The organism is Pseudomonas koreensis, assembly GCF_036668835.1.
Classification (GTDB): Bacteria; Pseudomonadota; Gammaproteobacteria; order Pseudomonadales; family Pseudomonadaceae; genus Aquipseudomonas; species Aquipseudomonas koreensis_I.
The window spans coordinates 34727-47487 of the sequence record NZ_JAZEVW010000015.1; the positions used below are offsets into that span (position 1 = coordinate 34727).

The 12761-nt window shown below is 61.9% G+C and carries 9 protein-coding genes; 6 read left to right on the forward strand and 3 right to left on the reverse strand.

The window, feature by feature from the left end; translation table 11 throughout:
• Window positions 1–89: 89 nt before the first annotated feature.
• The 3 genes from V6F91_RS26190 to V6F91_RS26200 form a co-directional block, all read right to left on the reverse strand.
• On the reverse strand, window positions 90–1190 hold the full coding sequence (locus V6F91_RS26190; RefSeq protein ID WP_332769582.1) for an SCO family protein: 1101 nt from the start codon (window positions 1188–1190) through the stop codon (window positions 90–92).
• Window positions 1187–3994, reverse strand: coding sequence for a multicopper oxidase domain-containing protein (locus tag V6F91_RS26195; protein ID WP_332769585.1), 2808 nt, complete (start codon window positions 3992–3994; stop codon window positions 1187–1189). The genes V6F91_RS26190 and V6F91_RS26195 overlap by 4 nt, the downstream gene beginning before the upstream one ends.
• A gap of 165 nt (window positions 3995–4159) precedes the next feature.
• Window positions 4160–5608: a sensor histidine kinase gene (locus V6F91_RS26200; protein ID WP_332769587.1), complete on the reverse strand. Its 1449-nt coding sequence runs from the start codon at window positions 5606–5608 to the stop codon at window positions 4160–4162.
• Window positions 5609–6025: 417 nt separating this feature from the next.
• On the opposite strand from V6F91_RS26200, the gene V6F91_RS26205 reads away from it, so the two are divergent.
• From V6F91_RS26205 to V6F91_RS26230, 6 genes are all read left to right on the forward strand, one after another.
• A complete protein-coding gene (locus V6F91_RS26205) occupies window positions 6026–7372 on the forward strand; it encodes a hypothetical protein (protein ID WP_332769589.1) in 1347 nt (448 codons plus the stop codon).
• A 35-nt stretch (window positions 7373–7407) separates the two neighbouring features.
• Window positions 7408–9639, forward strand: coding sequence for an Ig-like domain-containing protein (locus V6F91_RS26210; RefSeq protein ID WP_332769591.1), 2232 nt, complete (start codon window positions 7408–7410; stop codon window positions 9637–9639).
• A gap of 72 nt (window positions 9640–9711) precedes the next feature.
• The gene (locus V6F91_RS26215; protein ID WP_332769593.1) at window positions 9712–10176 is read left to right on the forward strand and encodes a curlin; all 465 of its coding nucleotides are present in this window, start codon (window positions 9712–9714) and stop codon (window positions 10174–10176) included.
• A 26-nt stretch (window positions 10177–10202) separates the two neighbouring features.
• Entirely contained in the window at window positions 10203–11654 is a 1452-nt protein-coding gene (locus tag V6F91_RS26220; protein WP_332769595.1) for a curlin, read from the forward strand.
• 311 nt (window positions 11655–11965) lie between these two features.
• Entirely contained in the window at window positions 11966–12172 is a 207-nt protein-coding gene (locus tag V6F91_RS26225) for an antitoxin (protein WP_332769597.1), read from the forward strand.
• On the forward strand, window positions 12153–12446 hold the full coding sequence (locus tag V6F91_RS26230; protein ID WP_332769599.1) for a type II toxin-antitoxin system RelE/ParE family toxin: 294 nt from the start codon (window positions 12153–12155) through the stop codon (window positions 12444–12446). The genes V6F91_RS26225 and V6F91_RS26230 overlap by 20 nt, the downstream gene beginning before the upstream one ends.
• Window positions 12447–12761 lie beyond the last annotated feature (315 nt).

The following is a 12761-nucleotide window of genomic DNA, read 5'->3' on the forward strand; positions in this document are numbered from 1 at the left end:
TGCCCTGGATTGGGATAATCGGGCCGGTCACAGCCATCAGTGTAGGTGGCTCTGACCGTGACACACGCTTCAATAATGTTATTTCGCCGCTATTGCATATGACTGACCGTCGCGGCGCTGTCGGCCGGTGTTTTTGGCGCCAGCGTACCGTCGGCCAAGGCCTTGTTCGACGCTTGCTGACGCTCGGTTTCGGCGCTGAGGAAATCGATGATTGCCTGCGCCGACTGCTCGTCGAGACGCAGGTTGGGCATCGGGATTCGCTCGAATTGTTCGTACAGTTGCAGGGCAATCGGGTCCTTTTCCGCCAGCAGGCGATCCGGTTCGCGAATCCAGCGGTTCAGCCACGTCCGGTCGCGATGTTGTGTGACACCGATCAGGTCCGGGCCGATGCTGCGCATGCCGATGCCCTGGCCGTCCTGGGGGCCGAGGCTGTGACAGGAGGCGCAGCGGGTGCGAAACAGCTCCTCGCCATTACTCGGCGGACGGATTTGCGGGGCATCGGCGTAGCTTTCTTCGCGGCTGGGCTGTTTCCAGTTTTGCAGGGTGTTGGCCAGCTGATCGGCGAGGATCCACGGATTTTCGAACGGCGAAGCTTTCATCCAGCGCCCGGTGCTCTGGTTGCCGACGATGAGGCTGAGGTTGTGATCCTTGGTGCGGCCATTGTCGACGCCGTCGATGAACAGGCCGAGCTTCTTGCGCAGGTCGGTGACGTCCTGGAACTCGCCGGTGAGGAATTTCCAGCCGGGGCCGATCTTGAAGCGCTGCGCATAGGCCTTGAGCACCTCGGGGGTGTCGCTGAGCGGATCGATGCTGATCGAGTAGAAGAAAATGTCCTGGCCGACCCGATCGCCCAGCAATTTCTGCACCTGGCGCAAGCGTGCGGTCTCCAACGGGCAGGAATCGCTGCACGAGGTGAAGATGAAATTGATCACCACCACTCTGTTCTTGATCAGGTCATCGAAGAAACGCACCTGCCGACCGTCCTGATCGGTCAGCAGGGTGTTGGGGAAATAGTCGCCACCCCAAGGGGTGGCGGACTCGCTGGTGGTGGCCGGCTCGGCGCTACTGGCCTGATGTGCCAGCAGCACGCGGCTGGCCAGCACACAGACCACCAGTATCAGCACCAGGTGCATGCCCAGCGCCCGGGAGCGCGGGGTCTGCACAGGACGGTCACCGTGGCGGCGGTTCATGGCTTGACCACCACTTGCGGGCCGAAACCGTCACCACTGCGGAAGGTTGGCAGCGCGGCGGAGTTGACGTAGCGCACCCCGTCCCAACTGGGCAGCGGCGTCGGCATCAGTTGCAACTGGCCGGGTTTCTCCAGGTCCCAGCGCAGCAGCATCGAGTTGTCTTCATGCTGGGTGTTGTGACAGTGCTCCATGTAGGTCCCGGCGAACTCGCGGAAGTTGATCGCCATCTCGACATTATCCAGACCGTCCTTTTCCGAGCCGATGCGATAGACGTCCTTGCGCGCCCATTTTTCCCATTCCGGCGGGGCCTTGCCGCCACGGCTGAGGATGATCCCCTCCTCGAAGTGCACGTGGACCGGATGGCTCCAGCCTGTACCGCCGGCCTTGATGTTCCATACCTCAAGGGTGCCGAACCCGGCCACGCCGGCATCGGTCGGGCCGCTGGACAACTGCGTCGAGGCATTCAGCCGGCGCGGATCCATGTGGAAGCCGAAGCCGCCATCGGTCTTGACCGTCCAGGGCGCTTCATCGGTACCGTCGGAGCGACCGAACGTGAAGGTCCGGTGCCGCGCCTTGGCCAATACGGCCTTGTCGGCCGCGTTGTCGCGGTGCAGCTTGAGCGGAATCATTACCAGCCCTTCGGCCTTGCCCGGTTTGGCCGGTTCATAGGCTGCCGGGTTCATCGCCAGATCCTGCCCGGTGTAGGCCTTGACGTTGAGCTGCAGGACCTTGCCCACCGCTGGATCGCCACGGTCCCACTGCGGCCCCTTGCTGGTCGGTTTGAGCACTGCGAGGTATTTCTCTGACAGGACGTCACCCAACGGAATCGGCTCTTTCGGGCCTTTGCCATCGTCGTGGGCCTGCAGGTTGACGAAGAACAGCTTGTCGCCCGGTTTGATGCCGTTTTTCGAGAAATTGACGATGATGTCGAAGCGCTCGGCGATGCCATGGGTCGGCAGGATCGCGTTGTGGTTCTGCTTATCGCCGTCGGCGTCGAGGTCCATGCTGCCGTCGAACGGGACGCTGTGTTCCATGATGTTGCCGTCGTTGGCGATCATGTGAAACGGCACGCGGCTGTAGGACACGCCGGAGTTTTTCGGCCCCTGAAACTCGCCGCCGGTGCCTTTGATTTCCCGCACCAGCGCCAGTTTGAAGTAGCGCGACACTGAACCGTTGAGCATGCGGAAGCGATAGCTGCGCGCGCGTACGTCGAGGGTCGGTTTCCACTGCCAGTTGACCAGCACCTGATCGCCGAGAAAGCCGTCGGTGTTGAACGGGTTGAACCACAACTGGCCTTCCTGATCCCAGGCCTTGTCGGCGAACACCAGGTTAACGTCGTAATCGCGGTTGCCCCACGGCAAGGCGCTGCCGCTGGGCAAGCGCAGGTTGACGCCGTCATCCACCGCCTCGTTGCCACGATCCAGGGCGCTGTAGTAATTCATCATCGCCGCGTTGCCCTTGTAGACGTTCTGCGCGGTGAAATCGAGCATGTGGTCGTGGAACCAGTGAGTGCTCATGGTTTCGCGCCAGTCGCCACGGATCTTGATGGTGCCGTGATCGCAGGTCTTCTTGCTCGGCACGACATCGTTGACCCACAGGGTTTCGCCCGCTGCGCAAGGGAACGCGGCGCGCGGATCTTCAGCCTTGGTGTTGATGCTGTCGTAACCGGCCAGCTGGATCGGCCAGCGGTAATCGTAGAACTGCCCCGGGAAGAAAAACGCGTTGGCAAAGCCGTCGCTTTCCGCCGGCGCGTGGCCGTTGTGTTCGTGGGTGCTGATAGTGTGCAGGCCAAAACCGCGGTTGGCCGAGGGGTCGATCGGCAGGCCATTGTAGTGCCGCATCATCACCGGTTGCCCGTAGCGCACCATCAACAGTTTCGGCGGCAGCGTGCCGTCGAATGTCCACACCGCGTTGTGATTCTGCACCGGCATGTTCGGGTGAAAACGCGCGTCGACACCCTTGGCCGTGCCATCGGTCGCCGGGATGCCGGCGACGTTGTGATACAGGCCGCCGGGGCCGAACTCGCCCATGGCGTAGCCGTGCATCTGCCGACTGTCCCGCAGGCCACCGTTAAGCCGCGCCCCGGTCTGCACAGTCTTGTAGGCCGCTTGCGGGTAAAACTCGTTCCAGCGCTGGTGAGCCCAGCCTTTTCCCGGTGGCCGGCCTTCCGCGGACGAGCCGATGTGCCGGTTGAGGAACACCTCGATCTGCGCCTGCCACGGATTGCGGTCGACGACATTGGCAAACTGGCTGGGGAACGGGGTCAGCCCCGGTTGCCGCAGAAACGCATCGAGGGCGCTGCCGGGCGGCGCGCTGCGGGCGATGTTGTTCGGGTCTTGCGCCGGTGCCGGGCCGATGGCGGCCGGCGGAAACGGCAAGGGTGCGGCCGGCGTGGTCGGATCGAGTCTTTCCGGGCCGAACTCTTCGAACAACAGCAGTTGCTGGGTAAATGGCTGCGCGCCGTAGAGCGGGCTCGGCTTGCCATTGGTGGGGTAGTTGAAACTGGTCTGGATCGCCGGCGGCAGGACGTTTTCCGAACGCATCGTGGCGCGGGTGCCTTTGATGCCGTCGGGCAGGTCGAAGGAGTCTTCGTTGGCCTCCGGCATGGTCAAGATGCCGTTGAGCGCTCCGGCACGGTCGGCCGGTTCGTCATAGTAGGCCGACGGATCGGAGGTCTCGGGCTGGCTTTCGTCATCGATCGGGCTCGCTTGAACCACGGCCACGGTGCCGAAGGTTGCGAGCACAAACAGGCTCAGCGGCGTCAGCAGGAAGATATTGCTTGGGTCACGCATTGTTGTGTCCATCACCAGCCGCCTCATTCAGGAAGGGGTGATGGTGTTTTGCAACGAGTGCGCCAAGAATTTATTTCCAGTTGTTACAGAGACTTGCCAGCGCTGCGGCTTTCCCCACTCCCCGGTGACCGGGGCTTGACACCCACTGCTGGGGAAAGTTCAGAAAATCTTTCGCGCTCACGGCACCAGCTGAAACGCCAGACGCACCGTAGTGCCCTCGCCTTCGCGGCTGCTGAGGGTCACGCCACCGCCGAAGCGTTCCATGATGCGTTTGACCAGCACCAGGCCAACCCCGAGGCCGCCCGATTTGGTGGTGAAAAACGGCCGGAACGCCATGCTCCGCTGTTCTTCATTCATGCCTTTGCCGGTGTCGCTGAGCACCACGCACACGTCGTGGTCGTTGCTCGACTCGAGACTGACGGTCAGCGTGCCGCCCTTGTCCATCGCCTCCAGCGCGTTGGCCAGCAAGCTGTTGAGGATCTGCGTCAGCTGCACCGCCTGGCTGAGCACCATCGGCGTACTCTGCGGCTGGAACACCACCTTGACTCCGGCTCGGGCGATCTGCTGTTCGAACGCGACCAGGGTTTCATGCAGCGTGGCCACGAGGTTCACCGGCTCCGGGTCGTCGTTGAGCGGACGCAGCGACTGCAGCAGCTCGCGGACCCACTTCGACATGCGATCGACCTGACCGATGATGTCATTGATGTTCTTTTCTGCCGGGCCCGCATCGAACTCCAGCGCCAGTTCGGCACTGGAGCGAATCGTCGCCAGCGGGTTGCGCAGGCTGTGCGCCACGGCCGAGGACATTTCGCCTAGCGCGACAAAGGTTTCGTTGGCGATCAGTTGTTTTTGCTGCGCGGCGAGCAATTTCGCTGCGCGCCGCACGATCCAGTACAAGCCCAGATAAATCAGCCCGCCGCCGAGCGCCGTGGCCAGCCAGATCAGCGCCAGGCCGCGCTCCATTCGGGCGATGAGGTCCTTGGGTTCCTTGTAGATCTCGACCATCGCCGTGACGAGCTTGCCCTCAGCGTCGAACAGCGGAATGTAGTTCTCGATGAAAATGTAGTCCGGCGGCGTGACGAACTTCTGCTCCTCGCGCGCCTTGTCGACGTTGTGATAGCTGGCTGACACGGGGATTTTTTCATCGAAGGCGCGATCGAGATCGTCGTCGGCATGGATGCTGGTGCCGACGAGCGCCGGGTTGGTCGACCAGATCACCATGCGGTCCGGGGCGTAGATATTGGCGAGAATGACGTCGGGCAAATGTTCAATGTGATCGAGAAATTCCCCGCGCGCACCGGCGCGGGCCTGCGGATCGACGTCGGGAAAATCCTTGTCCTGGCGCGGATCGAGCAATTCACCCATGGTGCGGATGTTGGGAATCGCGACGTGGCGCACTTCTGCCGAAGCGATGGCCTGGATGAATTGCGCGGTCAGCAAGGCGTCGCGCTGCACGCTTTCTTCGATCACAAAGCGGGTCGACACGGTGCCGAGGGCCACGGCCACGGTGCCGATCACCGCCATGCTGATCAGCGAAAACCAGCGCAAAAGGTTGAACGGCCGCCCGCGCGCGCCCGAGCGAAGCTTGCCCTCGTCAAGCGCAAGCAATTTCGACTGCATGTTCATGGCGCGACTTCCCGAGACGTCCCTATAGGGTTATAGCCCACCGGTGGGGATTTGCCCGGATGCGGGGACAGCGGCCCGGTTTCACCCGCAAACACCACCAACCCCCTGTAGGAGTGAGCCTGCTCGCGATAGCGGTCTTCCTGTACCCCAGTTGTCCAGCTGACCCACCGCTATCGCGAGCAGGCTCACTCCTACAGGGGGGGACTGCGCATTGCCCATGAATGTTCATCCCCAACGCCCCCAACTCTGGGGACTGACGCCCTTTCCCCGTCAAACCAAAACTTCGATCGCCTACCCGCCGAAGCCTCTATCCCGGCCCTCTGCGCCCCATCCGCCGCACCTTGGCATGGAAGGTGTACAGGCCGTTGCAACTGACCCATCCCCAAGGGGCAGGTACTTTGATAGAGGGATTAACTCATGCACCCTTTACTGTCCAAAACCGCGACCGTCCTGGTCGTGAGCGCTCTGGCCCATGGCGTCGCCCAGGCCGCCTTGTTTGCTGTTGACCCTGGCCCATACACGCCGGCCAACGGCGGTTTCGCCGGCTGGTATCAGGACACCCACGGTCGCACCCTGGACCTGTGCCTGTCCAAGGCGCTCAGTTCGCGAGTACCGAGCACACCCGGCGCGCCTTCGTACATGTGTTCGCTGCTGCCGACGCCCGGTGTCTTCGACGACGCGCAACCGATTGTCTTCCCGACGAACTTCCCTGACGAAGCGTTCTGGTTCACCGGCGAGACCGCCATTGTCGATGCCGCACGCGGTATCGATCTGGGCTATGTCAGCGCCATCGAGGCCGCGTTCGCTGCGGAAGAACCGGTCGAAGGCGATCAGGTCAGCTTCGCGCGGATCCGCATCCGCGTCGATGTGCCGACTGCCGGCACTTATGTCATCACTCACCCGTACGGGGTCGACGTGTTCAACATCGATACCCCCGGCCGCCGCGCGATCAACATGACTCGCGATATCGGCATCGGCACACCGCAAACCTACGACGGCGCGCTCAAAGGCGACATTGGCCCGTTCTTGCGCAGCGTCAACGGCCCGTACACCGAAACCAATCCGTTGACCGGTGCCGCCGAACAGTTCGTCGGCGACCCGAACCTTAACGAAGCGGTGACGGGCAGCCCGTTCAACACCAACTTCGTGCGCATCGAGGGGCCCAACGGCCTGGACCTGCGCTCCACCGCGTTTGCCGTCTCCGGCAAGTTGTCGACGGTGGTACGGCCAACGCCAATGATCACCCAGCGCAGCACTTACTCGCGCAAAGCGGGAACCAGTGCGCCGGTCGCTCAACAAGACGTGTTCGTCCTCGCGCCGCCAGCGCCGGGCACTGTCGCCGTGACCAGCAGCACCCCGGTGCTGAACATGACCGAGGCCAACTCCACCGGCAGTTGGTACGCGCAATCGTCGGCCAACCCGACCTTGCCGACCACGCTGCAAGTGACCGCCGACAATCATCTGGCCATCGCCACCAGCACGCCGACCACCCTGCCCATGACCCTCACCGATCTGGTGGTGATCCAGAGCGCGCAATACAGCCTCAGCTCCGGACAACTGACCGTGGTCGCCTCGACCAGTGACGAAACCTCGCCGCCGGTACTCACCGCCACCTCCGGCAGCGGCGCCGCCATCGGTGCGCTGGGCGGCGACGGCGCAGTGAAAACCCTGGCCACCGGGATCTCGCCAATACCGCCGGCCAAAGTCCACGTGACGTCGTCCAACGGCGGCAGCGATACCGAAGAAGTGGTCATCGTGCAATGAACGCTCACATGCCCAGATCCGCATCAGGAGGCATCATGAACAAGTGGCCACGCTTTGCGCTCAACGCGCTCGGGCTCGCTCTCTCGCTGACCGGCAGTGCCTATGCGCAACTCGCCGCCGTCGACCCCGGCCCCTACACCTTCGCCACCGGGAAATTCCCGATGTGGTATCAGGACAACAATCTGCTGTCGATGGAACTGTGCCAGTCGCGTGCTGCCAGCTCGCGCGTTGCGGCAACCACGCCGCCCGCCTACATGTGCATTCTCTTGGCCGAGCCAGGTATCTACGACGATGCACAGCCGATGATCTTCCCCGACAACTGGCCGCCGGAAGCCTTCTGGTTCCTTGCCGAAACCGCCATCCCGCAGGTCGGCAACAGCGGTTACGAAATGGAAGCGTATGTGGCCGGTATCGAAGCGGCGTTCGCCTCGGAAAATCCGGTCGATGGCGACCAGGCAAGCTTTGCGCGCATTCGCATCCGCGTCTCGGTGCCTACCGCTGGCACCTACACCATCACTCACCCGTACGGCGTCGAAACGGTCAATGTCACCACGCCCGGTCGGCGCGCGATCAATATCACCCGCGACATCGGCATCGGCGCGCCGGGCAACTTCACGGGGGCGGTCAACGGCGACATCGGACCGTTCCTGCGCAGCGTCAACGGCCCGTATACCGAAGTGAACCCGGACACCGGCGCCACCGAAACCTTCGTCGGCGACCCGAACCTCAACGAAGCGGTAACCGGCAGCCCGTTCAACACCAACTTCGTGCGAATCACCGGCCCCGCCGGGACGATCCAGTCGAACCTGTTCAGCTTGTCCGGCAAAGTGCTCGACAACCGCCAGCAGACTCACGTTGAAATTGATCGCGCAACCTATCGCAGGACAGCCGCCGGTACCCGCGCGGAGGTGTTTGCCAAGGCTGACAGCAGCTCGTCTTTGTGTTTCCGGGAATCCATTGCGTTGCTCCCCGGTCCACCGCCAACACCGTGCCAGACCAGCCTGCTGGGCGACAACAACGGTTCGTTCTTCGGCCAGCGTCTGGGCGCAGGCGCGGTGCCGGCAGTGATCGTCGTGACCGCGAGCAATCCGACCGGCACCACACGCCCGACAGCCGTGTCGAGCAAACTCACCGACGTGGTCAAAATACAGACCGCACGCTACAGCTGGGCCACCCACAGCCTGCTGATCGAAGCGACGTCGACCGATGAAGTGGCAATCCCCGACATGGTCGCTGAAGGCTATGGCCGCCTGTCGAAATCCGGCACGCTGCAACGCATCACTGTCGCCGACCTGACGCAACCACCGGCCAGCGTCACGGTGAAATCCGCCGCCGGCGGCACTGACACCGAAGCCGTGGTAGTGGTCGGCACCGCACCCGACACCGGGGAAAACCAGGCGCCGCTGAGTAATGCCGATACCGGCAGCACCAGCTTCGGCGTGCCAATCACCCTCAGCTTGTTGACCAACGACAGCGATCCTGATGGTGACAATCCGCTGGGCATCACCGCTTTGACTCAACCGGCCGCCGGCCAAGGCACCGTCGCGCTCAACGGCACCACATCGGTGGTCTACACCCCACCAGCGGTAGTCAACGCGCCACTGACCACGACCTTCACCTACAAAGCGCAGGACGCCAAAGGCCTGGCCTCGGCCAACCCGGCCACCGTAACCATCACCGTCGCACCGAACCAGGCACCGACCGCCGTCGCCGACAGCGTCGCCACCCTGGGTGTGGCGATCCCGATCAACGTGTTGGCGAACGACACCGATCCGGAAGGCAACGTACCGCTGGGCGTCGCCAGCCTGACCCAACCGGCCGCCGGCCGGGGCACGGTCAGCACTGACGGCACGGTGATCAATTACACCCCGCCAGCCAGCGTGACCACGGCATTCACCACGACCTTCACCTACATCGCCCGGGACAGCTTCGGCGCCCTGTCGACGCCCGCGACGGTCACGGTGCAAGTGTCGCCACGGCCAGCGGCGGAAACGTTCGCCATCACCACGTCAACGGTGCTGGCCCGCTCCGGCGGTCGCTTCAACTGGGACTTCACCGGCACGTCGTCAGTGACCACCGGCAACACCATCACCGTGCAGGTCACCACGCCGACCGGGCTGGTGACACTCGGCAGCACAACGGTGCCGTTGACCGGTCGCTGGCGGCTGACGCTGAACAACACGCTGGTGGTGCCGTCGGCCAACCCGACCGCGACGATCCGCTCGTCCCAGGGCACCGTGCGCACCGTGCCTGTAAACACCCTCTGAGCCTGCCGCCCAGCCACTTGCGAGTGGCTGGGCCAGGGCTTGCAACCGGATAACGCGACACAGGATTTCGCCATGAACACGCCGACCGCCGCCCTGCTTTGCCTGCTCCTGCTGTGCAGCAGTGCAGGCGCGCGCGCCGACGACCTGATGGACAACGACGACCTCGCCCCGACCAGCAGCGACCTCGGCGAACTGCCCCCACCGGTGGGTCAGCAAGCCCTGATCGACCAGCTCGGCCAGGCCAACGTCGCCCTGCTGCAACAGAACGGTCAGTCGCTGCTCGGGCAGATCGTGCAATCGGGCAGCAATCAGGAGGCGTACATCCTGCAGCAAGGCAGCGACCTGATGGCGCTGATCAACCAGAACGGCTACGGCAACGCCGCCTCGATTACCCAGACCGGCAGCCACAACCGCGCGCAGATTGCGCAAAACGGCAACAACAACGACGCCAGCATCGAGCAGGCCGGCGCGGGGCTGCAAAGCGCCGTGACCCAGTCGGGCAACGGCATGAGCGTTTCGGTCAAGCAATATCGCTAAGCACTGCAATCATCGGAGAGTTCATCATGTTCAAACTGACGCCCCTCACCGCCGCCATCCTGGTCATGATCAGTGCCCAGGCCATGGCGGACGACAGCCTGTCCAGCCAGAGCCAGGCCGGTACCGCCAACATCGCCAACGTGAAACAGACTCAGGCACCGTTCAGCACCGCCACCCAGACCCAGTTCGGCCAGGGCAACGACGCCGCCGCCGTGCAGGACCACGCCAGCAGCGTGATCATCCAGGACGCCGTCGGCGACTACAACGCCGGTTATGCCGAGCAGCTTTACGAAGACAACGGCACCATTACTCAACAACAGGTCGGCGCCTTCAACACCGCCCACGCCAGCCAGTCGCTGGGCTTCGGTGCCCCCAACAATGCCCTGCAACAACAGCAAGGCAGCGGCAACTTCTCGTTCGTCTACCAGGACTCGCAGAACGGCAGCGAAGGCAAAACCTTCCAGTACGGCGACAACAACGAAGCCAACATCGAACAACTCTATGAAGGCAGCGGCAACAGCTCGGTGATCACCCAGTTCGGCACCGCCAACTACGGCACCGCCGAACAGGTCACGCACAACGGCGGGCAGATCGGCATCAACCAGGCCGGCGACAGTAACTACGCCTACAGCGATCAGCGCAACGGCCTTGGCGGCAATATCACCATCAACCAGTTCGGCAACCTCAACGGCACCGAAATCTGGCAAGACGCGCAGACCGCCAGCCAGGCCACGATCAACCAGTACGGCGACAGCAACGAAACCGTGGTCGACCAAAGCTTCGGCGCCAACAACAACGCCGCCGTCACCCAGCTCGGCAACAGCAACGCGATCTACGCCGACCAGTTCGAGTCGGTCAACTCGACACTGGCGTTGTACCAGGTGGGCAACGGCAACGTGCATTACACCTACCAGAGCGGCGATGGTCACGTCCTCAGCGCCACCTCGGTGGGCGACGACAACAAGGTCTACGCCAGCAACTGGAAAGGCCCGCAATCGGGCGGCCAGTTCGGCAGCAACCAACGCGCCACCGTCACCCAGGCCGGCAATGGCAACATCGCCAGCTTCACCCAGGACGGCGTCGGCCACGTGATGACCACCAGCCAGACCGGGACCGGCAACAAGACCACCGTCAGCCAGGCCGAGTCGTATAACGAGCTGTACTTTGATCAGAATGGCAGCGACAACATTCTAATTTCCGATCAGCGCGGCACGGGCAACCTGGTGCAGGGTTCATCGAATGGCACCGGCAACAGCGCATCGTTCGACCAGTCGGGCTCGGGCAACCAGGCGTATACCGCGCAGCTGTATGGCAGCGATAACCAGATCACGGTGAAACAGGCAGATACCATGAACGTGGCGTACGTGACCCAGGGCGGGACGGGAAACATCGCCAATGTCGACCAGAGTGGCATGACCCAGACCGCGAATATTCAGCAGTTCGGGTCGGCTAACCAGGCGACGGTGTTGCAGCAGTAGGGGTTGGGTGTTGAAGGGCCGCGATTCTCTGGTGAGGGGGGTCGCGGTTTTTTTGTGTCCGTAGGACCAATCAACGACACGCTCGCTTTAAAACTTAAGACCCGCCACGTCCTACAGAAAAAGGAATGATTTCTAGAAAAGCTGCACGTTTTCCTACCATGTCTGGCGGTTGGCCGTCGGAAGCGCAAGGATTAGGATTTTTTCGGGACAACCTGAACCCAAAGGAGCTTGCCAACGTGCAATTCATCCAGACAACCACGACAACATTCCCCTTACCGCATAGACTTCCAGACATTGATCCCGGAGGTGCCATGATCGACCCAAAGATGATTGACCCGCTGTGCCCAGTCGTCTCGGATCTTGATCCTGAAGAACAGGCTGCGAGCTATGACCGCTGGTTCAGAGCGGAAGTACAGGCCTCTCTCGATGATCCCCGCCCGAATCTTTCGCATGACCAAGTAATGGCCGAGATACATGCCTTGATCAAGGCAAAAGACAATGGTTTCGAGGCCGATTGAGTGGAGGCCCGAAGCGCGGGCGAAGCTGGTAACAGTGCTCGAATACATAGTCGAAAGGAATGTTGGAGCAGCCAAGGAGATCTTGAAGGCAGTTGGAAAGGCCATAGCTTATCTTCCTGATCATCCCTATCTCTATCGATCAGGCCGGATCGCCGGTACTCGGGAGATCGTTGTAAATTCCAGCTATCTGATCATTTATCGAGTTACGGATCGGATCGAAATCGTGAACGTTCTGCATGCGCGTCAGGAATATCCGCGACGCGACTCTTTCTGAGCCATTCATCAACAAAAAACCGCGTTGCCTTGAGGAGCGCGGTTTTTTAGCTTCAGCAGTAACCCTCGGCACCCTGAAAAACTCAGTGAACTCAAAACCAAAGGTTATCGATTCCGGAAGCTCTGAAAACTCCTTTAAGGTTGTCTCTGCAATTACAGCCTCTCAAAAATTTCCTGGGACACTCGTCACTGCCCTAAATGTAATGGGGTTCGTGGATGGTGAAAAAAAGCCATTTAATTACATGATCAATGACAAGGTTTACTTTGGAACCTGTGTTTCTTTCAAAAAACCTACAGTCAATTTCAGTAAAAAGAG

Excerpts from the sequence above, each read along its gene's own strand:
- V6F91_RS26225 (WP_332769597.1), top strand. The coding sequence starts at position 11,966 with ATGATCGACCCAAAGATGATTGACCCGCTGTGCCCAGTCGTCTCGGAT.
- V6F91_RS26210 (WP_332769591.1), top strand. The coding sequence starts at position 7,408 with ATGAACAAGTGGCCACGCTTTGCGCTCAACGCGCTCGGGCTCGCTCTC.
- V6F91_RS26200 (WP_332769587.1), bottom strand. The coding sequence starts at position 5,608 with ATGAACATGCAGTCGAAATTGCTTGCGCTTGACGAGGGCAAGCTTCGC.
- V6F91_RS26220 (WP_332769595.1), top strand. The coding sequence starts at position 10,203 with ATGTTCAAACTGACGCCCCTCACCGCCGCCATCCTGGTCATGATCAGT.
- V6F91_RS26205 (WP_332769589.1), top strand. The coding sequence starts at position 6,026 with ATGCACCCTTTACTGTCCAAAACCGCGACCGTCCTGGTCGTGAGCGCT.
- V6F91_RS26230 (WP_332769599.1), top strand. The coding sequence starts at position 12,153 with ATGGTTTCGAGGCCGATTGAGTGGAGGCCCGAAGCGCGGGCGAAGCTG.
- V6F91_RS26195 (WP_332769585.1), bottom strand. The coding sequence starts at position 3,994 with ATGGACACAACAATGCGTGACCCAAGCAATATCTTCCTGCTGACGCCG.
- V6F91_RS26215 (WP_332769593.1), top strand. The coding sequence starts at position 9,712 with ATGAACACGCCGACCGCCGCCCTGCTTTGCCTGCTCCTGCTGTGCAGC.
- V6F91_RS26190 (WP_332769582.1), bottom strand. The coding sequence starts at position 1,190 with ATGAACCGCCGCCACGGTGACCGTCCTGTGCAGACCCCGCGCTCCCGG.